Annotated in this window: 20 protein-coding genes; 7 read left to right on the top strand and 13 right to left on the bottom strand. The window is 40.8% G+C overall.

Annotated features, from left to right (window positions below):
- Positions 1 to 3 precede the first annotated feature (3 nt).
- Both hemG and EJN84_RS12370 read left to right on the top strand, forming a co-directional pair.
- Positions 4 to 1,374: a protoporphyrinogen oxidase gene (hemG, locus tag EJN84_RS07635; RefSeq protein WP_129594866.1), complete on the top strand. Its 1,371-nt coding sequence runs from the start codon at positions 4 to 6 to the stop codon at positions 1,372 to 1,374.
- A 331-nt stretch (positions 1,375 to 1,705) separates the two neighbouring features.
- Positions 1,706 to 2,179 carry a DUF4372 domain-containing protein gene (locus EJN84_RS12370; RefSeq protein ID WP_262707349.1) on the top strand — a complete coding sequence of 158 codons (474 nt, stop codon included), beginning with the start codon at positions 1,706 to 1,708 and terminating at the stop codon, positions 2,177 to 2,179.
- A 700-nt stretch (positions 2,180 to 2,879) separates the two neighbouring features.
- On the opposite strand, the gene EJN84_RS07625 is transcribed toward EJN84_RS12370, so the two are convergent.
- The 7 genes from EJN84_RS07625 to EJN84_RS07595 form a co-directional block, all read right to left on the bottom strand.
- Positions 2,880 to 4,085 carry a glycoside hydrolase family 26 protein gene (locus EJN84_RS07625; RefSeq protein ID WP_129594865.1) on the bottom strand — a complete coding sequence of 402 codons (1,206 nt, stop codon included), beginning with the start codon at positions 4,083 to 4,085 and terminating at the stop codon, positions 2,880 to 2,882.
- A 118-nt stretch (positions 4,086 to 4,203) separates the two neighbouring features.
- The gene (locus tag EJN84_RS07620; RefSeq protein ID WP_129594864.1) at positions 4,204 to 5,667 is read right to left on the bottom strand and encodes a hypothetical protein; all 1,464 of its coding nucleotides are present in this window, start codon (positions 5,665 to 5,667) and stop codon (positions 4,204 to 4,206) included.
- A 74-nt stretch (positions 5,668 to 5,741) separates the two neighbouring features.
- Positions 5,742 to 6,725: a hypothetical protein gene (locus EJN84_RS07615; RefSeq protein WP_129594863.1), complete on the bottom strand. Its 984-nt coding sequence runs from the start codon at positions 6,723 to 6,725 to the stop codon at positions 5,742 to 5,744.
- A 10-nt stretch (positions 6,726 to 6,735) separates the two neighbouring features.
- Positions 6,736 to 8,244 (bottom strand): RagB/SusD family nutrient uptake outer membrane protein, encoded by a 1,509-nt coding sequence (locus EJN84_RS07610; protein WP_129594862.1) that lies wholly within the window; start codon positions 8,242 to 8,244, stop codon positions 6,736 to 6,738.
- A gap of 11 nt (positions 8,245 to 8,255) precedes the next feature.
- The gene (locus EJN84_RS07605; RefSeq protein WP_394343088.1) at positions 8,256 to 11,378 is read right to left on the bottom strand and encodes a SusC/RagA family TonB-linked outer membrane protein; all 3,123 of its coding nucleotides are present in this window, start codon (positions 11,376 to 11,378) and stop codon (positions 8,256 to 8,258) included.
- A gap of 176 nt (positions 11,379 to 11,554) precedes the next feature.
- A complete protein-coding gene (locus EJN84_RS07600; protein WP_129594860.1) occupies positions 11,555 to 12,583 on the bottom strand; it encodes a glycoside hydrolase family 130 protein in 1,029 nt (342 codons plus the stop codon).
- 40 nt (positions 12,584 to 12,623) lie between these two features.
- Positions 12,624 to 14,201: a sodium:solute symporter gene (locus EJN84_RS07595; protein WP_129594859.1), complete on the bottom strand. Its 1,578-nt coding sequence runs from the start codon at positions 14,199 to 14,201 to the stop codon at positions 12,624 to 12,626.
- Positions 14,202 to 14,355: 154 nt separating this feature from the next.
- Here EJN84_RS07595 and EJN84_RS07590 point away from each other — a divergent pair, with 154 nt between their 5' ends.
- The 4 genes from EJN84_RS07590 (at position 14,356) to EJN84_RS07575 (ending at position 16,803) form a co-directional block, all read left to right on the top strand.
- Positions 14,356 to 15,222 (top strand): AraC family transcriptional regulator, encoded by an 867-nt coding sequence (locus EJN84_RS07590; RefSeq protein ID WP_129594920.1) that lies wholly within the window; start codon positions 14,356 to 14,358, stop codon positions 15,220 to 15,222.
- Between the two features lie 182 nt (positions 15,223 to 15,404).
- Positions 15,405 to 15,830: a hypothetical protein gene (locus EJN84_RS07585; protein WP_129594858.1), complete on the top strand. Its 426-nt coding sequence runs from the start codon at positions 15,405 to 15,407 to the stop codon at positions 15,828 to 15,830.
- A gap of 10 nt (positions 15,831 to 15,840) precedes the next feature.
- Entirely contained in the window at positions 15,841 to 16,551 is a 711-nt protein-coding gene (locus EJN84_RS07580; RefSeq protein ID WP_129594857.1) for a transposase, read from the top strand.
- 3 nt (positions 16,552 to 16,554) lie between these two features.
- A complete protein-coding gene (locus tag EJN84_RS07575; protein ID WP_129594856.1) occupies positions 16,555 to 16,803 on the top strand; it encodes a hypothetical protein in 249 nt (82 codons plus the stop codon).
- A 7-nt stretch (positions 16,804 to 16,810) separates the two neighbouring features.
- On the opposite strand, the gene EJN84_RS07570 is transcribed toward EJN84_RS07575, so the two are convergent.
- The 3 genes from EJN84_RS07570 to EJN84_RS07560 form a co-directional block, all read right to left on the bottom strand.
- Positions 16,811 to 17,539, bottom strand: a complete 729-nt coding sequence (locus EJN84_RS07570) for a lipoate--protein ligase family protein (RefSeq protein ID WP_129594855.1) — start codon at positions 17,537 to 17,539, stop codon at positions 16,811 to 16,813.
- A 74-nt stretch (positions 17,540 to 17,613) separates the two neighbouring features.
- Complete coding sequence (locus EJN84_RS07565) at positions 17,614 to 18,912, bottom strand: class II aldolase/adducin family protein (RefSeq protein ID WP_129594854.1); 1,299 nt, start codon at positions 18,910 to 18,912, stop codon at positions 17,614 to 17,616.
- Between the two features lie 7 nt (positions 18,913 to 18,919).
- Entirely contained in the window at positions 18,920 to 20,206 is a 1,287-nt protein-coding gene (locus tag EJN84_RS07560; protein WP_129594853.1) for a zinc-binding dehydrogenase, read from the bottom strand.
- Between the two features lie 289 nt (positions 20,207 to 20,495).
- On the opposite strand from EJN84_RS07560, the gene EJN84_RS12490 reads away from it, so the two are divergent.
- Positions 20,496 to 21,407: a transposase gene (locus EJN84_RS12490; RefSeq protein ID WP_317125858.1), complete on the top strand. Its 912-nt coding sequence runs from the start codon at positions 20,496 to 20,498 to the stop codon at positions 21,405 to 21,407.
- Here the strand turns inward: EJN84_RS12490 and EJN84_RS07550 are convergent.
- From EJN84_RS07550 to EJN84_RS07540, 3 genes are all read right to left on the bottom strand, one after another.
- On the bottom strand, positions 21,396 to 21,698 hold the full coding sequence (locus tag EJN84_RS07550; protein WP_129594852.1) for a four helix bundle protein: 303 nt from the start codon (positions 21,696 to 21,698) through the stop codon (positions 21,396 to 21,398). The genes EJN84_RS12490 and EJN84_RS07550 overlap by 12 nt on opposite strands.
- 46 nt (positions 21,699 to 21,744) lie before the next feature.
- On the bottom strand, positions 21,745 to 23,706 hold the full coding sequence (locus EJN84_RS07545) for an SDR family NAD(P)-dependent oxidoreductase (RefSeq protein WP_129594851.1): 1,962 nt from the start codon (positions 23,704 to 23,706) through the stop codon (positions 21,745 to 21,747).
- Positions 23,707 to 23,799: 93 nt separating this feature from the next.
- Positions 23,800 to 25,017, bottom strand: a complete 1,218-nt coding sequence (locus tag EJN84_RS07540) for a PHP domain-containing protein (protein ID WP_238943963.1) — start codon at positions 25,015 to 25,017, stop codon at positions 23,800 to 23,802.
- Between the last annotated feature and the right edge of the window lie 42 nt (positions 25,018 to 25,059).

The following is a 25,059-nucleotide window of genomic DNA, read 5'->3' as shown; positions in this document are numbered from 1 at the left end:
GACATGGAAAAAGATGTAACCATCATCGGAGCCGGACTCACGGGACTTTCGGCAGGCGTGGCACTGAAGAGAAGAGGCGTTTCGTTTGCGGTTCTCGAGAAGTCGGATCGTTCCGGCGGACAAGTTCGCACTTATCACGAAGATGGATTTGCTTTCGAATCCGGCCCAAATACCGGTTCCGGAATGTCCGAAGAACTGATGAACCTTTACGATTTGCTTTCGGATCAATGCCAAATTGAATATGCTACCAAAGAAGCCGAAAGCCGATGGATTTGGAAAAACGGAAAATTTCATAATCTTCCAAGCGGGTTGTGGGGTGGGATCACCACACCGCTTTTTACACTTTCGGACAAATTTCGCATCTTGGGCGAACCTTGGCGCCCCAAAGGAACCGATCCCGACGAATCGGTCGGTTCGCTTGCATCGCGGCGACTGGGAAAATCGTTCGTTGATTATGCAGTCGATCCTTTTCTTTCGGGCATTTATGCCGGCGATGCCGATGCACTCGTAACCCGTCATGCATTGCCCAAACTTTATGAGCTGGAACAAAACTATGGCAGCTTCATTCGCGGCTCCATCGCATTGGCAAAGAAAGCCAAAGAAAAGCCCAAGACAAGCGGCAGTTCTGCCATCTTTTCCACCAAAAACGGAATGGAAGAATTGCCTAAAGCAATGGCTAATTTTATCGGAAAAGAAAATCTGTTTCTTTCCACTGACGATATTTCCATCGTTCCCGACAGCGAAACCGGCTACTGGGTCGTGAAAGGAACTCAAAATGGTCAACCGGTTGAAATCAAATCGAAAGAAGTGATTACTACCATCGGTTCGTATGCTTTGCCATCGGTGCTGCCATTTGTCGATGCCGACGATATGTCAAAAATCAGCAATCTTCGCTATTCGCCGGTTGTGCAGGTTGCCGTCGGAGTAAAAGATTCGCGTCCATTGAAATTCAACGCTTTCGGCGGATTGTTTTCTTCGAAAGACAACGAAGATTTTTTGGGAATTTTGTTCCCTTCGGCTTGTTTTGTGAACAGAAGTCCCGAAAACGGAACCCTTTTTTCGTTTTTTATGGGAGGAATGAAAAAAATCGGCATTACCGAATTGCCTGATTCCGAAATCGAGAATAAAGTACTGAAGGGATTTCATCAGAAATTGAAATTTCCGGCAACCAAAGAACCCGATTTAATTCGGATTTTTCGGCATAAATATGCCATTCCGCAATACGAAAAATCGTCGGAAGATCGATTTAGAACCGTAGAAAAACTCGAAAAGCAATACAAAGGATTGCACATCGCCGGCAATCTGCGTGACGGCATCGGAATGGGGCAGCGCATTTTGCAGGGAACATTGCTGGGAAAAGAAGTTTTGAAGTGATTTCCATATCTGAACCATACGTCCATAGAGATTTAAATCACATTAATCATAATTTGTGAATTTGCCACTCATTTGGATTGTCTGAGTATGTGATAGCCAATTACAAAAAAGAAGACAGATGAGTGATTGTTTATATAGTGTCCGACAAAAAATATACGCTAAAATGAAGGAGAACCCCTTTCGGTAATTCCCCCGGAAGGTTTACCTTTATAGTTGCAAAACAAAAAAGATAACCGACATGGGCAAAGGTACAAATTTTAGCGGACAGCCGATCTTTACACAGCTGTTAAATTTATTGGACAAGTCAAAAATATCAAAGGCCTTCAAGTAGTTGGGAGCTGATAAGTATGTGAAGCGATTCACCGGCTATAAACATATTGTTGTGATGTTGTTTGTTGCTTTCGAGGGCTACAACTCCATTCGTGAGACTGTATTGGGTCTGCTGTCCAATGCACATAGGCTCGGGCACCTTGGCCTTGATTATGTTGTCCGGCGCAGCACTCTTTCAGAGGCCGATGCCCGTCGTACACCCGATATCTTTGCCCGGGTATATTATGATACCTATCGACGTTACTCCGGTAGTTTAGCGGACGGCAGCTTGAGTAAACAGGATATGAAGCGGCTTTACATCATGGATTCGACCACGATAACGCTGTTCAAGAACATTCTGAAAGGCGTAGGGCGTAACCCTGATAATGGAAAGAAAAAAGGGAGTATCAAAGCCACACCATCATCCGTTCGGAAGATAACCGGCCATGTTTCATCCGTTATACAGAGGCCGCAAAACACGACCATCTTTTGCTAAAGGAGGTAAATCATGTGGATTACGCACAGTATGAGGTTTTCACTCGTAAAAGGATATGATACGTGACCCGAAAGGATAACGCCCTTTACCAGGCACGCAAAGAGTTCTATATCCCGGATGATGCAGATTTAGGTGTCCTGAAAGACGAACAGATTGAGCTTTCTTACGGTAAGAACAAATCTGAAAAGCATCTTTCCAGACGTATTGCCTATTGGGATTCCACCAATGGGTGACTGTTTGAGTTCATCACCAATAACATGGATCTTCCGGCAGAAGTAATCGCGCAGATTTATAAAAAAAGATAGCAGATAGAGCTGCTTTTTAAACAGCTAAAGAAGAACTTTCCTTTGAAGTATTTTCCGGGAGACAATGAGAACGCTATTATCATACAAATTTGGTCCGTTATGCCAGCCAACTTGCTACTGATGATACTCAAAAGCTAAATTAAGCGGAAATGGGCATTTCCAAACATGGTTTCTGTAATCAGACAGCACTTGATGAGTTAGATCAATGCCGGAAGCTTCTTTGAGAATCCTGAAAAAACTTGGCAGGAACTTATTGAAGAGCAAAAGGCTCGTCAAAAAGGAATGACGGATCAATATTCGCTCTTTCCTCAATGGGAGGGGGCTTACTTTTAGAAACTCACGAAAAACAGGGCTGAAAGCCCGTGAAATAGTGTCAAAAATTTAAACACCCGGTTTTACCGGACAACATATTGTTTTGGCATGGAATACATATCGGGTAAATCCTGTGAGAAAAAAGTTCTCGGATCATTATAAAACCTCAAAAAATCATTTTCTGATGTATGTCCTTTGTAAACGGAAAAAAAGTGCGCGCCTTCTTCTGCCGGATCATAGGCATTTCTCCACATTACCACCATACTTATGGTTTGACCAACAAGCGGGGTTAACAGCTGCTTGGTCCAATAATCCGTAACCGGAGATCCATTCGGATAACGGATGCCTTCTACTCCGGTTTCTGTGATCCCGCAAGGCTTTTTTATGTCTTTTGAAAATTTGCTCAGGGCATGAGCGTTAATTGTCAACGTATTGGGATTTAATCCATGATACGAATCCATTCCGACAAAATCAACATAGTCATTTCCCGGCCATCGATACAAAAAATCATTGGTTGTTTTGGGTGAATCCATTTGAGGTGAGATGGCATAAATAAAAGAATTGACTCCCTTGATGTCTCTAAGATAGTTGACCGTAAATTGCCATAAATCGATAAATTCATTTTGAGTGGTACATGAACTTCCCCACCATGACCATGTTTGTGTATGTTCATGAAAAGGGCGAAAAATTACCGGTATTATTTCTCCTTTATCGCCTTTTAGATGGGATGAAAATACAGCTAAACGATCCAGCCAACTTTTAAATCGTTTATTTGTATCGCTGCCCTCCTTAAGAATTTCCTTTACTACATCGTTGCGCGAATTATCCCACGAATCACCCCCGGTTAACGGATTATTCAAATGCATACAAGCTATGATTACTTCTCCGCGTCCATAGGCTTCCAATATAACTCTCCTTCGGATGTCATTTTCGCGAATGCTGTTTTCAGTGAGGCACCGATCATCCATAATGGGACCAAAATCGACACTGAAAACCGCAGGATAGTCTCCGCATACCTCTTTGGTATCGGAACGCCCGGCTTCATTGTACCATTTACGTCCGTACCAAAGATCATCATGATGTCCAAACATAAATCCTTTTTGTTGTATTTCCCATAAATTGGCATATAATGCTTTGGTTTCCAACGTGGCGTTTTTATCGGCCATGTATAATTCGGTTATTTCTTCCGTATTATTATTCTCCGTATTTTCAATTCCGTCTTCCGATTTTGAACAGGAAACGGTAAAAAGAATCAATAAAAATGCTAAAAGTACCTTGTCATTTTTCATTGTGCAGTAAGTAATTACTATTTGTAAATTTGAAAGATTATGCCGTCCAATCGGTTAAATTGCTTTTTGCAGTTGGAGTATTTAATTCGGTATCCACAGTATCCAAAACGCATATAATTTAATATTCAAAAGTAGTATAAACAACCAACGAATTTGCCGGCACAGTGATGATTTCTCCCTTATCCCATCGTAACGTCAAGTTATTTTCATCGGGCAACAGTACATGATCGCCTTCTGTTTTTAAGTTACCCTGTGAATAAACGAATTTTTTTGCGTGATCCAACCCGGCCAATGAAGAGTGCCGGATTTTCACTTGTTGAACTTCGTTTGAAATATTGAGTAATGCCAACATATAGTTGTTGTCTTTCCCCGAAAAAGTGGCTTTTATAGCCGGATTCCCGGTCACGCTTACCTTATATACATCAGATCCTGTGGGCATATATCGACACAACAATGACCATGCATAATACCAGGGACGAACTTTCTCTTCTTCTTTGCCAAAAAATTCTTCTCCCAATATATTCCAAAAACCCCATATTTTCAACTTTTCCGGGGATTCGTTAGCGTGCATGGCATCATCCAGCATCCAAGCGACAGACCCCGAATACCCTGCATTTATCGTTTGTATTAAAGCATCGGCCATATCTATTCCATACATATAATCGTAAACAAACAGTTGGGAATCGTCTTTCGATGCATACTTTTTTGATTGTGCCCGACTGATATTTTCTTTTTTATAGACGGAATCGGCTTCTTCCACAAATTTAAGGCCTATTTCGCCCATGACGATCTGCTTGTCTTTAGGAACTTGTTTTTGATAGGCTCGAATGATATCGCTGTATTTTCCGGAATTTACCGTAATTTTGGATGGATACGTATGAATATCGTAAAGACCAATTTCTTTCGACAAATGGGTCGCACAACTATCGATCCACCATGTTTCTTTCGTATCCCAAATCGCAATGTCGGGTCCAACCATTTTTACTTTTTTTGTCAAATTTTGATTTTCCATTTCGTCATGGAAAAAACGAAGGGCTTTTTTCCATACCGGATAACTGCCGTTAGTGGCTGCCCAATACCCGTTGGGTTCGTTTATCAAATTGTAATAGTTGATGCATGAAAACGATTTTTCATTTACCAAGTAATTCAGATAATCGACCGCATATTTGATATTCCGCTCATTTATATCGGATTCATCGATCAATCCCCAACCCCAATCACCAAACATAACCTTGACATTGCGTGATTGGCAATAATCCAAAATAGGTTTGATATTCTCAATATTCTTATCGGGGTTGAGAATTCCGTTTTCAACTAAGGAAGTGGTATTGAGCATCACTCGGATAAAATGAGGGCGCATGAAATCGAGACGAGCATATAATTTTTCCCAATCCGATGGGGATATTTCCAGTTTCACTTCTCCGTAATCCAGTTGATAGGGATCCCATTGAACACCGTTGCCGATATAATTTTTACTGACTAAGGTATCGGCATGAATCGTTACATAGGTAACATTTTTTTCGCTGTTGCAACGTACAAATGAAATGAACAGTAACGATAGAAAGAGAATGTGTTTTGTCATATTATTCATCTGTTTTTAGTGTGGAATAAAATGCAGGGAATCAACTTATCATCCCTGCATTTTTACCTGTGAATTTATTGTTTTGTCACCATTATGAAAAATTTGCGGGTTTTTTTTACAAATTTATCATAATCGGAATAAATGTGATCCCAATCATCAGTTCCGGATAGTTGGAATGAAAAAGCGTTATGAGGGATGGTTATCCAATGTTCGATATTATTACCAATGTTATCTTTGAAAAGCATATAAGTACCCGGATTTTCCAATACACTTATCGTTGTTTTTCCATCCATATCGGTAAAAGTAATCGTTCCTGCCGAATAATTTCTCACCCAATGACTTTCTCCCTTTGGAATTTGACGATAAAAATGATTTACGTCGATATCGATTCCCGGATTTTCCGGATTTTGACTGCCATTAAAGATAAAATCGGCATATTTACCATCAGGACCCGGATCGTTGACACATATTCCGGAAGTATTCCCTTCATCCGAAATTTCGGTCATGGTAAAGGTGAGGGTATTGTCACATTCGGCTTGTGGTAAATTTTCTCCTACCCAACACCATGGTTTATCCAATAAAGACAATACCGCACCTCCCCACCATTCAGGACCGGTTCCTCCATATAAGACTAAATCGTCGATGGTCCATCTCCCAATCAGTGTTTCCGAAAATTCGGTTGCATATATGGTGTATTCCCTTGTTTTTCCATTCTGTGACGTGACCGTTATCGCTGCTTTCCTTTCTGCATTATTAAAATCGAGTGTACTGCCGGGTTGGATTGAACAGGTGGCGCGGTAAGAGAGTAAAATCTTTTCCAATTCAACTTTTGATAAATCGGGTATCGCATCCACATTCAATTTAATATAAATTTCACCATTCTCCTCATCGATTCGTTGGATTTCGGCTGTTCCAACTTGATTTTTGAACTTAATGCTCAAAACAGATCGCTCATTGTTCCATTTACCTTCTTCTATATCGGCTAACGGATCTTTTACACAGGATTGTTGAAAAATGGTAACTACGATCAGACTGACAACTATTATTATCTTTTTCATATTTTTTTTATTATCTTAATTCACCATTCAAATTAATTTCGGCTTGAGGTATCGGATAAAATGTATATTGATTTTCGGTTAATCCGGCATCAACTACTTCCTTGATTTCCACAATTTTATTATAACGACGAAGGTCATACATATAATCGCCTTCGAAAGCCATTTCAAATTTTCTTTCTTTCCTTACTTCATTTCTAAAATCGGCAGTACTCAAACCCGGGCGCAAATTTCCTAAACCGGCCCGTGAACGAATGTAATTAACCAGGTTGTAGGATAGATCATTCGGACCTGCAGCTTCTGCGTAAATTAATGCTATATCAGAGTAACGGATCAAAAAAGGGCGGGTGCTTGTTTTGTCTCCTTCAAATTCAGGGTCGATATATTTACGACAGAAGGGATATAACAAATCACCGGGATATTCACTTTTTACCTGCCCGTTGGCATCATATACTTTATTCACTATCAGGTGATTTTTTCGTCTGTCATTAGCATCGTACGCGTTATAAAAATCAATCTCTGTACGATATTCTCCCCAACCATCATGCGATGGAATAAATTCATCGGTATCGCCTTGTTTCAAATAAATGGTCGCTCCATCGATATAAGGAATGAACATTTTCGATATTTTAGAATATTCTCCTTCGGTTTGTCCGGTTCTATCCATTCCCATGATGAATATTTTTTCTTTGCCCCGCGGATTTTCAACATCATATATGCTTAGTAAATTATCTTCAAATCCATACGTATTTTGCTTGGTAATTACTTCATTGGCAAAATATGCCGCACTATCGTACATTTGGGTAACGTCGCGTTTCATATCGCGATACAAAAGTACGTTGTTTTCTTTTGCGCTGGCAACATATAAATAGGCTTTTGCCAATAGGGACTGAGCTGCAACACGATCGGCACGCCCGATTTTGGGTTGTTCATAAACAGGCAATAATTCGATGGCTTTGCGGCAATCGGTAAAAATAATTCCCCATGCTTCATCCATATCGGCAGCCAAACCGGCCGAAGTCTGTTCTAACGTTTCAACAAGGCTGTAGTGCATCGGAACCAGACCAAAGTTGCGAACCAAATTAAAATAATTCCAGGCACGAAGAAAATAGGCTTCCCCTAAATATTGATTTTTCAGTTTCGTATCAAAATCTGCATCCGGCACTTTTTTGATTACTGCGTTGGCTCGGTTAATTCCGATATAGGCATATTTGAAAAAATTTTCGAGTGTTTCATTTGTTTTAAAATTGATCACTTTCCAATTATTCAAGTCTTGATTGTGTACCGACGCATCGGATTTTGTTGTTAACATTTCGGTAGGCATATCGCCAAGGAAAAATATCGATCGTGAATATTCCAAATAATTTAGCGTACCATATGCATAATTAACAGCGGCTTCTGCATCTTCGGCTGTCTTGAAAAAATTATCTTCAGAATAAAATCCGTAAGGGTATTCATCTAAATTGCAAGCCGTAAAGAGAGCGATAGAAAAAAAGATAACGAGTTTTATTTTAGTATTCATAATAATAGTGTTTAAAAAGTTATATCGATACCAAAAGTCCAATTTCTTAAACGTGGATATCCACCATAATATACCCCCAATAAATCGACTTCAGGATCGTATCCTTTAAAGTTGGTAAAGGTGTACAAATTGGAAGCATTTACATATAAACGGAGTTTTGAGGCAACTATTTTTTCGCTTGGCAACTTAACCGTATATCCCAGTGTTAAATTTTGAACGCGTAAAAACGAACCGTCTTCAATCCACCAATCGGAAAACATAACTTGCCTACCATCCCTCAAACTCGGGTATTTATTTGTAGGATTATCCGGCGTCCAACGCAAGGGTTGGTTACTAGGTTGATTAAATGCTTGTGTATTGACCACATCATTACCCACAACCCCATTTAAGAAAATCTCGGCATCAAAATTCCGCCATCGGGCATTCAGTGATAAACTGCCGGTAAAATCGGGATTGGGATCTCCAATAACATCTTTATCGTTTTCATCGACTGCGCCATTTTTATCCAAATCGACATATTTATATTCTCCGGGCATGGCATACTCACCGGTCAGTCCGGCTTCTAAGCCTTCAGCCAAGGTTTGTATGATTCCGTCTGTTTTATATCCATAAAAAACATTTACAGGGTGACCTATGGCCAATATATTGGTGTATCCCCTATACTGTTCCAAGTTATTGCCACTGTATTCGAAAAGTAAATCGGTTCTTTCATTGGTAATCAAACCCGACTCGAGTGTATTTCCTAAATCGAGTACTTTATTTTTATTTTTTGAGAAGATGAGAGTCCCAGACAACGTCCAATCGTTGTTGTCGAGAATTATACCATCGACGGTAAGTTCGATACCCCGATTTCGAAGTTTACCATCATTCACCCACATTTTATCGTAACCCGAGGAAAGAGCCAAATTACGTTCGCGTAAAAGATCATACGTTAATTTGTTATAATAATCAAACGTCACTCTCAATCTTCGATTAAAAAAAGCGAGATCAATTCCGAAATCCGATTGAGCCGTAGTTTCCCATTTTAAACCCGGATTGGGTATCCCGCTCCATACGCGATAAATCCATCCCGGTCCGGTCCATCCGGATACGTAACCCGGACCAATAGTGGTTACCCAATTGCCATCGTTGTAATATTTCCCCGTTCCGTATCTGCTCAATGTTTGATAAGGGCTTATACCTTGGTTTCCTGAAATGCCGTAGCTGAAACGAAATTTCAATTCGTCAAACAGGTTTAAATTTTTGACAAAATTCTCTTCATGAGCTTTCCAGCTGATTGCACCGGAAGGGAAAAAAGCCCATCGATTATCTTTACCAAATTTTGAGGATGCATCGGCACGGGAAGTGAATGTCAGTAAATACTTATTATTGTAAGTATAATTTATTCTTGCCAGGTAAGACAACAGTTTCGATTCGGAGTAACCGTTGCTGATCACATTTTTTTCGGGATTCCCTGCCGACATATTCTCGTTTTTCAATGCTTCATTTACAAAATCATTTGCTTGAAGATACGAACTTCGAGACATGGAATATTCATAGGAATGTCCTACCATTACACCGATATCATGTCGGTCCGCAACTAGTTTTTGGAAATTAGCATACGTCTCTGTAACAAAATTTTGTCCTTCCCAATTATTTATCACCCCTTGTCCGTTATTAAATGTACCGGCTTCGGTATATTTTTTGGGATAATAGGCGTCCTGCGTAGATTTGCCATATTTATAATTGAGTTGCGATGTTAATTGCAGCGATGGGAATACTTGCCATTCCAGGGCTGCCGAACTGATATTATCAAACATTTTCGTTTGATTTTTCCTATGATCCGAGATCGCTATGGGATGTGAGTAATCGTTGCTGCTCGTCAAATAGTAATCTCCATTTTCATCATATACAGGAAATATGGGATTTCGCCAATATGCCAAATCGTTATTGGTATTTCGGTTTCCTAAATATAAAATATCGGAAAAACGAAGATTTAGATTGTCATATAGCTTGTGATCGACTTTCAAATTAAAGCCCAATTTATCGTAATTATCCTTGATATATACACCTTGATCCGTAAAATAGTTTGCACTAAAATTAATACGGGTTCTTTCAGTTGAATTGGCAAAAGAAAGGGTCGTATTATTCGATAGAGGAGCATCTCTGAATACGAGTTCATCCCATCGGGTATTCGTTTTCCATGTGGTCATAAGTTCTTCGACAGAAGGATAATAGATACCGGTAGAGCTTACTTCTCCAACATAAAGCGGGGACAGGCCTGCATTGGTTCTTGCCTCATTATTGAGCAAAGCCATAAGAACAGGATCTCTCCATAAATTGAGTTTGGAAGTAAATTCAGACATAACCAGTTGCTGCTTGATTTGTATGGTAGGCTTTCCTATGCGCCCTTCTTTAGTGGTTACCAAAATGACACCGTTTGCTCCCCGAGATCCATAAATTGCAGAGGCTGAAGCATCTTTTAGAATTTCTACCGATTCGATATCAATTGGATTTATTTGTTTCAAATCGCCTGCTTCACCTAAGGGGAATCCATCTACAACAATTAACGGAGAATTTGAACCTCGCAGCGAACTGGCACCTCTGATACGTACTATTGAGCCTGCACCAGGATCTTGCGAAGAATTTACAATTTGTAAACCGGCTGCGCGTCCTTGCAATAATCCTTCGATGGAATTGGCCGGAATATCTTTAACAACATCGGTTTTTATACTTGCAACCGATCCTGTGAGGTCGCTCTTTTTTACTGTTCCGTATCCCACGACCACAATTTCCTGCAATTGCAAATTATCCACCAGAACCACATCAATTCTTGATCTGCCTTCAATCGGTATTTCTTGTGACTGAAAACCGACGTAGGAAAATTCCAAAACGGCATTTTTTGGCACACCTTTCAGACTGTAAAAACCGTTAATATCGGTGGCAGTACCCATGGGTTCCCCTTTCACCTTTACTGTTGCCCCTATAAGAACTTCTCCTTGACTGTTCTTAACGTACCCCGACACATTTATCGGATCACCCTCTTGTTCGATAGAGGCAAAGGTAACATGAGGAGTAATCCAACACAGCATGATTGCCAGGCAATAAAATAATAATAAGGATGGTTGTTTTTTTCTTTTCATTTTCATGTTCATTTTAAATTATCAGCGGTTACTAAACAATAGACGGATTCTATTTTCCAAAAGTAGATATTTCTATCATCCTTTCATTCAAATAATTTGCTAATTAATTATACTATTTTGAATAAGATAATTTTTTTTCTGAATATTATACTTGGTCCACTTTATGTCGATTTCCGGTATTAATTGTACTATCTATTTTGCAAGCTGCTAAGTAAATAATCGATCAATTCGCGAACGGAGCATGTAGCTAATCCTACGTATTTATCGGAACAACCGTAATACACATATAAAGTATCGTTAACAATAACGTTCCCAGTTGGGAATACGCATCCTTTATAAAACCCATCAAACTCATAGTCGAATTCGGGTTCTAATATAAAATCGTTGGTTTTGGCTATGATTTTGAGAGGATTATTTAAATCGAGCAATAATGCTCCCACACGATAACAACCTAATCCGCCTTTATCGACCCCATGATACAAGAACAACCATCCTTTATCCGTTTTTAAAGGGGGAGCGCCTCCACCCACTTTTTCCTCCCAGGTACCTTTTCTTCCTGTTAGAAGCAGATGACTGTCTTTATTTTCCCAGTTCAGCAGATCATCAGAAAATTTAATCCAAATGGACGGATATTCAACACCATACGTTTCGCCGACATATTGTTTTGGGCGGTGAATCATCACATATTGATTATTAATTTTTTCCGGAAATAAAATAACGTCTCGATCATCAAATATGGGTGAAGTAATACGGCCTAATCTCCTGAATGAGCGGAAATCATTGGTAAGAGCCAGCCCCGAATTGGCCAAATTATATTTTAATACTTGAGGGGCTTCATTATCGCATTCCGGAAATAAGACCTCATCATGACCAAATTCCCAATATTGTCCCGGATGAAAAGGACGGTATGCATAAGTGATATAGTACGTATTTCCAAACTTTACTATTCGTGGATCTTCAACACAACCTGCATCGGGACCATCCGGACTAGGGGAGAAAACAGGCAAATTGGATTGACGATCAAAATTTATACCATCATTACTTGTTGCCAGTCCAAAACGAATAACATGTTCCTTGTCATTTCCCGCTGCCCGGTATAGCATATAAAATACACCTTTATCGTAATAAACCCCCGGATTACAAGTAACTAGGGATTCCCAACTGTTTTCAATTTTTGGACTTAGAATCGGATTTCCTTCAAATTTTTTTAATTTCATACCTCATTCTTATATTTGATTATTAAAACTTATTATGTGTTTATCTAAATATGAGCCATATTAAAGCACAGATTATCAATAATATAATAGACCACGCTAAATAATTTTTATACCAAGCTCCATCTTTCAGTGAATAATATTCTTCAATAAAATCTTTTTTAGAGAATGTGGTATTTGTTAATTTTTCACTACTAGGTTTCGATGAAAAAAGACTGGTGATATATATTAATATCAAACTAAACATGAAGAGAAAGGGGACAATTAAAAGAAAATGCAGGTTGCCAAATATATGTGTTTTGAAAAACAATAAGAGCACAGCGACACCTAATCCGCCCATTAATCCGATAAATGCACCATTGGCATTGGTCCGTTTGTTGAATACACCTAATATGAATGCTGCCACAATGGGCGGGGAAATATAGGAGAGCATTTCTTGATAATATTTTAATAATGAACCGAATTTTCCAATTTGAGGTGCCCAAACAGCTGCAATTAGTATTACTATACAAGAAGTAATCTTTCCAATTTTAACTAAATTCTTTGAATCGGATTGTTTGTTAAATTTCGAGTAAAAATCCATGGTAAATAGTGTAGATGTAGCATTCATGATTGCGCTTAATGTCGATATTAAAGCAGATAGTAATGCGGCTAATGATATACCCAGTAAACCAACAGGCATTAAATTCAATATCATGGAAGGGTAAACCATATCGGGCTTTTCCAAGCCCGGAAATAAGTTTCCGGCAATTACTCCGGGAATAGCGATAATAAACAATGTACTAATGGTTAAAAACCCTGTCAAAATAATCCCTCTGCGGCCTTCATCAATCGATTTGGAACTTAAAACACGTTGTACCAATGTTTGATTATTCGCCCAAAAATAAATTCCCAATATCGGCATTCCCACTATAAGTCCCGGCCATGGTGTTGCAGGATCATCTAAAGGACGTATAAGTTTCGTTAAGATGTTATTGTTTTGAAACAGCTCTGCGAAATAATCTCCCCCTTGGATAAAACAAAAATAGGTTAATAAAACGGAACCTAATATAAGAATAATGGCTTGTATTAATTCGGCATTAATGGCTGATGACAATCCTCCCGGAATGGTGTAAGAAGCGGCTATCAACGCAAATATGATAACGATCAATTGGAGATCGGCAACAGGGAAAATGAGTTTGATAATAAGAGCTGCGGCATACAGTGCACCGGCTGCATCAAGAAAAATATTTCCAATAATACAAATTGCTGAAAAATAATATCTTGAACGTTCGTCATAGCGTTTTTCTAAAAATTCGGGAATGGTGAATACTTTCGATTTTATATAGAGAGGTAATAAAAATATGGCAAAAAATACCATAACGACAACCCCTGTTAAATTGTAGTTAAAAACAGCCAAGCCTGTGTGGTATGCGTCACCTGATTGACCGATGAGTGTTGTACTCGAAATGCTTGCCGCAAAAAGTGATAATCCCACAATCCACCATGGCATGGAACGTCCTGCCAGAAAATAGGATTGCGAATCGGCACTTTTGCCCTTTTTTAAAGCCCACCAAATGATTGCACCTAAATAAACAAATACGATGATTACGTCGATGATTCCAACTGAAATTGTTTTCATATAATCGCTGTTCGCTTTTATTTTTGTGGAAGCAAAAGTAGGGAAAAACATGACAATATTTTTGCATTATTTTGTTTTATAGTTATATTATTTTGAATAAAATCGTGCATTTTCATTATTATTTATATATTTGCCATAGAAAAATGTTTTAATGATGAAGGAGATACAAAAAGAAATAACCCCTATTTCCGATAATGATTTATTTATCGTGTTGGATCATCCGAATGCTATGTTTGATTATCCGGTTCATTATCATTCTGATTTTGAAATCAATTTAGTATTGAATACCTATGGCAAACGAATCGTGGGAGATTCTGTGGAAGAATTTGATGGGCTTGATTTGATAATGATAGGTCCAAATGTGCCTCATGCATGGAAAGGAGAAATCATAAAAGGCAATCACGTCATCACAATTCAGTTTTCGGATCAAATTTTGAAATTGCCCATCTTGGAAAAACGATTATTTGTTCCAATCAAACAATTGCTCTTTGATGCTCAGCGAGGCTTGGATTTTGCAGAATCTTCAAAAAAAATTGTAAGTGAAAAAATTCTTCGCCTTACCAAAATGCAAGGATTCCATACAGTGCTTGAATTTTTTTCAATACTTCATGATTTATCGGTTGCCGATAAACGTGTTTTGGTGAGTAATCAATTTGACAGTTCTTCTATTATTCAAACCACGAAAAGCCGCAGAATTGCAAAAGTATGCGATTATATCGAAAAAAATTACGATAAGGAAATTAAACTAAATGACGTAGCGGAATTAATAGGTATGTCAGAATCTGCATTCAGTCATTTTTTTAAGAAAAAGACAAATTGTACTTTTATAGAATTTCTTACCAATATCCGGATTGCCCATGCTTGCCAAATGTTAACGGAAACGACTTCAAATGTTGCTGAAATTTGCTACTCGTGTGGATTTAATAACATGTCGAATTTTATAAGAATATTTAAAAAGAAAAAGGGAAGGACACCCAATGAATACCGAGCATTTATTTCACAAATGCTGATAAAATATTAGTGAAAGTCGCTATAGTCTCATTTGAAGCGACTATATTTAATAACTGATTAATATATTTATTTTTAATTAAATCCTTAACCCAACTTTCCAGTACCCTCTTTCATTGCGTTAAATTTTAGTTAAAGTCACAGCTATTTTCGAGGGTTAAAACGTTAAAACAGTCAGGTAAAAAACATAAGTAATTGAAATTCAACAAGTGTTTTTTAAAACCATTTTGTACTCCTCCCGCAGATTTGGCAAAACGCCATAGAATACAGACCTTTGCCATCATGTATTTCGATTTGTCCGTCCACCACAGTCCGGTAACGAAAATGCCCGAATCGTATTTTCGCATCAAGGAAAGCTACCGCGATTTTGCAGGAGTAAACCGCACTCGTATCCTGCTTACTCCCGGCTTTATCCCTGAACCGGACAGTGAGCAGCGCAAACAGGTAGCCACGCTGCTTACCTATTGGAAAGACAACCGCCGTCAAGCCTCTGTTTTTGCCATAGAAGAAGATTACGAACCCGTTGTGGTTGAATTTGCCCGCAAGTATTGGTTACAGATACAGGAGAAAGGTACCCTTGATATACCGGTTGAAAATAAAAAGTCCGCAAAAGGAACTTAAAGAACGTTCGATGAATGAACTCTTCAGTAATCGTTTTGAGGAATCGTTACAAAAGATAGAGGCATCACTGCATAAAAAAGGTGGCATAAAGAGATACGACCGCGTATTGATGCGCATCGGACGGGCGCAGGAGAGTTATCCCTCCGTTCATCGGTTCTACCGGATTGACATTGAAAAAGATGAAAAAGAGGTGGTAACAGCCATGCAATGGGTCAAAAAACGGGAGTGCGACATGGATGCCGATTCGGGTACCTATTTTCTGCGTACATCGGTTGAACGATTGGACGAAAAAACTACCCGGGATTATTACAATCTTATTCGCGAAATTGAAGCGACTTTTCGCTGCCTGAAAACGGATCTCGACCTTCGTCCCATCTATCATCAAAAAGATGAATCTTGCGAGGCTCACCTGTTTTTCGGATTGCTCTCTTATTGGGTGGTGAACACCATCCGACATCAACTCAAACAAAAGGGAATCAGACATCATTGGACGGAACTGACACGGATCATGTCCACGCAAAAAGCAGTGACAACTACGGCGGTGAATAAGCCGGGGGAGAGGGTTACATTCCGCAACTGCACGTTACCGGAGAGCAAGGTCGCCGAAATATACGATGCCCTGAATTATCAACATCAGCCATTCAAACGACGAAAAATTTGTACTCCCCAAACTTACCCGACCGAATATTCATCCTGCTGTACGGCAATAAGTTCGGCCTGATGCGTGGAAAGTTGGGTTAATGAATTGTTTAACAAAGTTGATCCCGAGAAAGAAATTCAGGCAACGATTACTCCCCAAATCTATTTGGGTTGGAGAATTCCCAAGCGGTACTCCTGTGATTTCAGAATGCAATTTTTCAACATCGAAAAGCAATACAAAGGATTGCACATCGCCGGCAATCTGCGTGACGGCATCGGAATGGGGCAGCGCATTTTGCAGGGAACATTGCTAGGAAAAGAAGTTTTGAAGTAAAAGTCTTTCACATTCGGTAATTCCATTCTCGACGAACAAATTTTTCGACTCGAATCGCCTCGATTCGAGCTATGTCTTCTTTGGTTAACGACGAAAGAGCATCCAAACCGAAACAGGCTAACAGTTTTTGCGAAAAGATTGCAAAAAAATCATTCGCCGGAGGCGCCGAAAAGCCGTTTTTGAGAAGATAAGATCGAAGATTCTTGACAGGGCTGGGCACAGATTTTGATGCTTTCGCGATAAAGTTGGGATGTGAAGGAGACAAAACCCGCTGCAACATTGCCAAATCGGTATCGTAAAGTAACGTTCCGTGATGCAACTCACGATTCTTTGAAACATGCGATGCCGTACCCGAAACCTTAAAACCCTCCATCCAAAGGTCTCTTCGCTTTCCCAATGTTACAGGCAGATGCATCGATGCAAGCACTTCGATAATCGGGGTTAAAAAATCCGTACCCAGAGGATGCTCTGTCTTGTCCGATATAAAACAATAATTAAGATTGCCCTCATCATGAAAAACTGCCCCACCACCGGACAAACGTCGAAAAACACGAATTCCGTTCTCGATGCAGAAATCCATATCCACTTCATTGATAACTGCTTGATTCAACCCGATAATCACGCTGGGTTCATCCACATAAAGCAACGCAAAATCTCCTTCATTTTCTGTCAGAAGATACTGTTCGGCGGCAAGATTAAATGACGGATTATTGGATGGAGAAAAAATGACTTTCATAGTTGCAAAAATAGAAAAAACGTCCGAAAAAATGGTTTTATCGAACGTTTTTGAATATAAGGATTCAATACCACTTACTTCACGTTGAAAGCCACACGAAGCTCTTCGATTTCCTCGTCTCCGATCGGTTTCAATTCGCCGATTGCATTAGCCATCACAAGCGAATTTGCCGAAAATTCGGCCACTTCAAGATAATCGAAAGTATTCAGGAGTTTGTCTCCGGTTACGAAAACACTGTCATTTTCGACCAGGATTACCCGATGGTGATTGAACATTTCGGCAACCTTGTCAATTTCGTTGTAAAGTAATCCGAAAGGAATCGAAGGAACATCCTGAAGAAAAATCCAACTTTCGGGAATGGTTCTGACATCGAATTTGGTTCCACTTACCGCATGCGCCATCAGATTGACAGGCTGGGTGCAGATAATGGAGTTGATGTGCGGATTGAGTTGAAAAATGCGCTGATGCAATGCTACTGCACGACTGGGAGTCTTGCCCGCCTCGGCCATTCCGTTCTTTATCTGAACAATATCTTCGGGCATGATATCCCAACGTGCCACATCACGCGGAGTAATCAGAAAATCGTCTCCTCGCCAACGAACGGAAACCGTTCCATAGGTAGAAATCATCAACTGCTGATCGCACGCCCTGCGGATAATATTTACCATTTCGGTACGTATGGCTCGTTCGTCCGACGGATAATTAATATCCATGAAATGAGGTACGTTGACCGGAATATGTTCAGAGTATCGCGACACATCCTCGTCTGTCAGATAATTGACCCCGCCAAGACGTTTTGCATTCAGAATCGTTCGGCAACAGAACTCGAGTGTTTCGAAACGTTGATAGGCATCCATCATGTTCGTTCCACCCAATACAACGCCATGATTTTCCATAATCACTGCCTTGAAACGTGTGTCTCGAAATTCATTTGCAATTTTTCGTCCCAAGTCTTCACTTCCCGGACAACCATAAGGTGCAAATCCAATGTCGCCGCAAATATTATGGGCTTGGGGAACAATCTTGGTGTCGGGCACTACGTGTGCAATGCTGAATGCCACCAATGCAGGCGGATGTGCATGGATGATGGCCGTCAGTTCGGGACGTGCTTCGTAAATCGCTTTATGAAACGGATATTCCGACGAGGGTTTGTGAGGTCCGATCACAGTTCCATCTTTTTTCACACACATAATGTCCTTGGTGGTCAAATTTCCCTTATCGACGCCGGAAGGAGTAATCCAGATATCGCCATTTTCGTCGCGGATGGAAATATTTCCACCTGAAGTGGTGGTCATTCCACTCCGATAAATACGTCCGATGATCACGCAGATTTGCTCCACGGGATGCATCAGGTTAACGTTCAATTGTTTCATTGAAAAATTATTTTGAATTTTGTAACGACGGATGATTGTTCAACAGAAACGTCTCCGCTTCAACGCTCCACAAACCTTTATGGCGCTTGCAGATTTCTGCCAGACTTTTGAAGAAAGAATCGGTTTTACCCAATTCGGCAAAATCGTCGATGGCCGTAAGCGGCATTTCGATGTGCGTATAAATCAATTTTTTCCCTCCCGGAATTTCAGGCAGGTGATTTGTAGCTTCGGGCACAGCATTTAATCCCCCGATGTGCGTAACCAAGCCGGCCGGATCGAGACCTCGGCTCATAATGTCCAAAGCTTCTACCATATCGTCGTTGTTTCCACCACTCGTTCCCACGATATGTGTATAGGCGTAATGCACGTTGTAGAAATTGAACATTGCGCTGAAACTGGGATCGCTCGGACCGGCAAAAAAATTGAGACATCCGTCAAATGAGAGAATGGCATCGCCTTGTTCCACTACCGGCCGCACGGGTGCAAACACAAATACATCATTGAACCCAGTTCCACCACTAATCGCTCGCAATTCCTCAACGGGATTTTCCAACGCACCGGTGTTGACATAACGCAAATCGATACCCCGTGAAGCGGCAAATTCGACGGTATAAATGGATGCAGCCCTGTCGAGGCGTACCTGATTGACGTCGGTAACCACAAGCAATGCGGGTTTGCGATCTTCGCGATGGAGCACATAGTTGATGGCGGCCAGTCCCATCGGCCCTACTCCGGCCAGAATAGCCATTTTGCCGCCATCCACAATTTCCATTTTGTGCACGTAACTTCCCGGCGTCGTATGATAGTTGGCATGCATTGCCCCTATGACACATGAAAGCGGTTCGGACAACGAAGCGGGGTAGAATCCTTCGCCGTGAAAAGCGAGCAGACAATCTTTCTCCATCACTTCGTTGGGAATGACGACGTAGGTGGCATCACCGCCAATATATTTGTAACTGTAGCCGGGAGCACTCAAAATACCTACAGGTCCATTTTCGTAATACAGTGCGGGCTGTATCGAAAACTTGTCGCCGGGTTTGAATTTGTGTGCCCATTTCGCGCCTACTTCCAATAATTCTCCTGCAAATTCATGTCCGATGATCACCGGATTATCGGCAACATCTTTCGGAACTCTTTTGTGATCGGCTCCCTGTGAAGAAGCCTTGTATGACGACATACACAAGGAATCGGAAACTACTTTGGCCAGGATTTCGTCATCCTTGATTTCGGGCAATTCAAACTCTTCGAGACGAAGATCTTTTTTGCCGTATAATCTGACTGCTTTTGTTTTCATATTTTCAGAACCAAGAGTCAAGAGTCAAGAGTCAAGACATTAACCAAACTTCTTTTCTTTAGATTCCCGGATTTTTATTTAATTTAATTTTTCCTTAAAACCAATACTCATTTTTTGAAATTCACTCAATTTTTCTTCTAAATAATTATATATGCGAATCAGTAGTTGAAACTGATTGCGAGTTTATGTAGTTAAAGTATTTAAAATCAATAAAATAAATGCGCTGAATATTTGCTCAATCCGCTGAGAATCATTAACTTAGAAGAATAAAACCCATTATTTTTCAAGTATGATTCCCAGCGAGAAAGAGTTTAAACTGATACAGATTTATATGTATATATGTGATTTATACGACGAGGAATTGAAATATTATTGCCAAAGATACAGCAATAATTCCAATCCCGCTTTCACAGACCAGGAAATAATGACAATTTACCTGTTTGCAGGACACTGTCAAAAGTATTTCCGGATCAAGGATATATACAATTTTGCATCAGAATATCTTTCCTCATGGTTTCCCAAATTACCTTCATACCGGACCTTTAATCTCAGGTTAAACCGTCTTAATGAAGCCTTTCGGGTATTATCCACCAGATTGATATCTTCATTCATGCCGGCTGATTGCAATAAGGGCATATCCCTTGTCGATTCCCTTCCCATAATAACTTGTGCGGGTAGGAACAGGCAAGGAAAAGTGGCCCGGGAAATAACCGCCAAGGGATATTGCTCAACAAAGAACATGTATTGTTACGGGTTGAAACTTCATGCGCTGACCCTGCGCAGGGAGGGAACAATCCCCTTTCCGAAATCCTTGATGGTCACTCTTGCCGAAGATAATGATCTGACGGTTTTTAAACAGGCCTGGGGTGATTATATCTCCGATACCGTAATTTTTGGAGACAAGATATACTCCGATTTTGAATACTTCAACGATGATAAAAAACAAAAACAGAATATTGAAATGTATACTCCTGTCAAGGCAATTAAGGGACAATCCGAACAGGAAAAGCAGCGCCAAAAAGCTTATAACGACTTGTTCTCTACGGCTGTTTCCAAAATCAGGCAACCCATAGAGTCATTCTTCAACTGGTTGAATGAAAAAACAACTATTCAAAGAGCACAAAAAGTAAGATCCACTAAAGGTTTACTTGTTCATACGATGGGCAAAATTGCCATCGCTTTCATTTATCTAATTTTTTAAATACTGATTCGCATTATATTTATCTTTATATGAAAGATTTAGCGATACAATTAATTCTGTCTCCAATTCAAATGTTGAACCAAGTGATATTTCGAGAAATTGGGCAAAATCTTTATTGCCGGACTTCGCCGAACCTTCGGCAATATTGGTAGGAATAGAGACTGCAGCTCTTTGCATTTGCGAAACCGGTCCGAAACGTTCCGTTTGGGGAAACGTATTCACAAGTCGGTAGATATCAGAGACAAAAGCCACCGATTTATTCCCAATATCCAATTTCTTAAAATTATGCATTTCAATTTTCTCTTGGTTCTTGAATCTTGCGTCTTGATACTGCTGTCTAAGACAACATCACCTGCCCTCCCGTGATCGGAAGTGCCTGCCCCGTTTCTCCACACTGCTCCATCAAATACAGTACACCTCTGGTAACATCGGCCGGCGTGCACCCTTTTTTCATGGGAACTTGTGAGAGGTAATATTGGCGAACATCTTCGATAGTTTTTGCGCCGGGAACTTTGCCTGCCTTGAGATATTGCAGAAATAACCCATTTTCGGGATTGCTCCAAAGCGGACCCTCGTAAAAATTGCCCGGACAAATACTGTTGACCTTGATGCGGAACGGCGCCAGTTCGAGAGCAAACGACTGTGTAAGGCCGATTCCTCCGAATTTGCCACCGGCATAAGCAAAATTGGCTTTGCTGCCTCTTAATCCCGATTTGGAATTGATTTGGATAATGTCGGCATAATAATCTTTTGGTGCAAACCGAGTTTGCAATTTCAGGATGCGGCTCACGACCTTTACGCCATAAAAATATCCGTAATAATTGATTCGGGTAACAAAATCGAACGTTTCGGGCGACATTTCGTCGAGACTCCCTGCACGCAATACCCCCGCATTGCTGATGTAGCAGTCGATGGCGCCAAAACTGCAAACTGCATCCTGTACCAAACGTTCGAGACTTGAAATATTCGTTACATCCGTTTTTACGAAAACGACCCGATTGCCGTTACAAAGCGTATTTAATTCGCCGGCTGTTTTTTGACCTGTCTCTTCGTTCAAATCGGCTACCACAATATTGGCACCTTCTTTCACCAGACAACGAGCGATGCCTTCGCCAAAGCCTTGCGCCGCACCCGTAATCACGATGGTTTTGTTTTCGGCGCGACCGTTCGATGTTGCGGTTGACACACTTCGACGGTAATTTTCGACTTCCCAATGATCGATGAAATCGATTTGAGTCTGCGTCATGGGATGTGCTCCACCAAACGATTGCGAAAGATAAGCCACTTTCATGGCATCTTCAAACACGTCGAGGATGGTTTCACACTGCCGGGCATTGAGGCCGGCGGCAATAAGTCCGATTCCCTTCATCAGCAAAACATGCGGATGATAGCCATATTTTTCAATAAAAAACGGGATTTTTCCCCCTGCTTCTCGAAGTAAAGTTTCTTCCGAATCGCTGTCGAAGAACAAATAATTCGATTTGCCATACACAATTTCGTCAGGAGTGAAAGGTTTTACAATCAGTTGCCGGTTTTCGACGTTCTCCGAGAAAAATTCAATGAGTGCATTGTTGCGGACTTTCAGGGTTTTCAGTCCGTTGGACGAAAGCATCATCCTGACAGCAGGAATCACCTTCTCTACATCTCGGCTCGGGAGCGTTTCGTCCGAAGGAAGCGATTTTTGTACCGATTTTTCGAGTGTGCCGAAAATATCGGAATAAATATTCCCGATTTCTTCGATGGCATCGGCAGCCACAAATATTCCGTGATTTTGCAACCAGATGACATGGGGTTCTTCGTTGTAGGCAGCACGAAACGCTTTGATTTTTTCTTCTACTTTTTTAAACAACACGTAACCCGGATCGGTATATTCCACATAAAGCGCTTTTTCGCCGAAAAGCTTTTTCAGACCGGATTCGGCTTGTTTCGAACACATCAGCGCATTAACGAGCGTGGGATGCAAATGCACTACGAAAGCGTATTCGATGATGTTGTGCATCGAAGTTTCTACCGACGGACGCTTATCTTTGGTAAGCGTTGCGGCAGCCAGATCGTTTTTCACCTCTTCCTCGCGCTGCGCGACATCGTCGCTGTATTTCTTTTCGGACATCGGACGAAGCTTTGTCCTGTCGAGCACGGCAAATCCTTCTTCGGTAATGGTTGCCAACGACGCACCACTTGCTTTTACCCAAATTCGATCGGCATTTTTATATGAAGTATTTCCTCCCCCTGCAATCACATACCGACTGTCTCGGCCATAAAATTGCGATATTTCTATCAGTTGCTCTATCTCTTTCATTTTTATTTTTTTACCACTTATGCTAAGTTTCTCTAATTTTTTGTGCTTCTTCGTGCCTTTGCGTCTTCGTGGCGCAAAATGCTTTAATCCAAATCACAAAACCCGATCAATTAATTCTTTTCCCAAATTCACAAATTCGTAACGTTTGGAACGATCGGCAAAACCGTTTTCGTCCACAAAACCGCGCAAACCTTGTTTTACCAAATGCTGATGCGCAGCAATTACACAGGCACCCTCGTAGTTGATTTTTTTCAATTTTTCCGAAAGCGGAATTCCATTTCGGGTCGAAAGCAAAATCGGCTCCATAGCCGGTGTATTGTGTTCACTTCCGAAAGTAACCACAAAGCCTTGATCATAAAGATATTCGGCATATTTTTCGAGTAAGTGCAGATCGTTTCGGGTCGAAATAAACTCTACCGAATGAAATCCTCTTTCGGTAAGTTGACGAGAAACTCGCTCCAAATCGTTTTCAAAATCGGTATAGTTACCTTTTGCATCGTCGGCCAGAAACGGATAAGTAGGAATTCCCCCGCCGGCCAGAATAATGTTGCAAACCGACTGAACGGGAAGAAACGCCGTCGTTTCTTCGGGGACGAATGCAGCGCCACCGGCCTTGAGCAAATTCGAACGAATTTCGTTTTCCACACCTGCCCAATCGTCCACTGAAGATTTCAACGGTTTCCCGTCGAAAAGCAGTTCAAAAACCGATTGGATTTTAATTGCATCGTTTTGGCAATATTCGTAAACCTTCATCCGAAGCGCCTTTGCCAAATGTCGTTCGCGGATCAATCCTTTCGTCAGTTCGCGAACAATTTGGTCGAAATCGAGCGCAAAGCCGATTTTTTTCTGCTCGAGCACTTCGTTGAGCTTGGAGCACATTGCCTTCACCTGTCTGTTGGAAGCTTCGCGAACAGCCTGCAATTGTGAGTCAAACGGTTCATTGAGGCGGAAAGGTTGATGTAAACCCTTACCGCTGATGTACGTACGACCCGGATTAGCCGGATCGTTCACACGCAAACCGGTTTTTTGGTCATCCTCGTTCAAAGCAATAAATTCGATTCCGAAAAGCGGATACAGCCTTCTTCTACTACAGCCATCATTCCACTCGTCGTATCCGGCCGTCGTGTAAAAATCGTTGATCCCTACGACTTTCACATTTTCGGCAGCAGCTCTGTCGAGCGCATCGTCGATATCGCGAAAAGCGCTAAAGGAATAGGGCGTATGAAGATGGGCATTCACATTGGCAACTGCCTCACCTCGATCGTTTGAAGAACGATCTCGAAAGAAATTATTTTCCAATTCCGTATTCATTTTTTAATGGATCGGGGGCTATTTTGCCGATCGTTGAACGAC

It is taken from the genome of Seramator thermalis, from assembly GCF_004138125.1.
GTDB classification, from domain to species: Bacteria; Bacteroidota; Bacteroidia; order Bacteroidales; family Dysgonomonadaceae; genus Seramator; species Seramator thermalis.
Note: the sequence above shows the minus strand (reverse complement) of the source record. Positions and strands in the feature narration are given on the sequence as shown.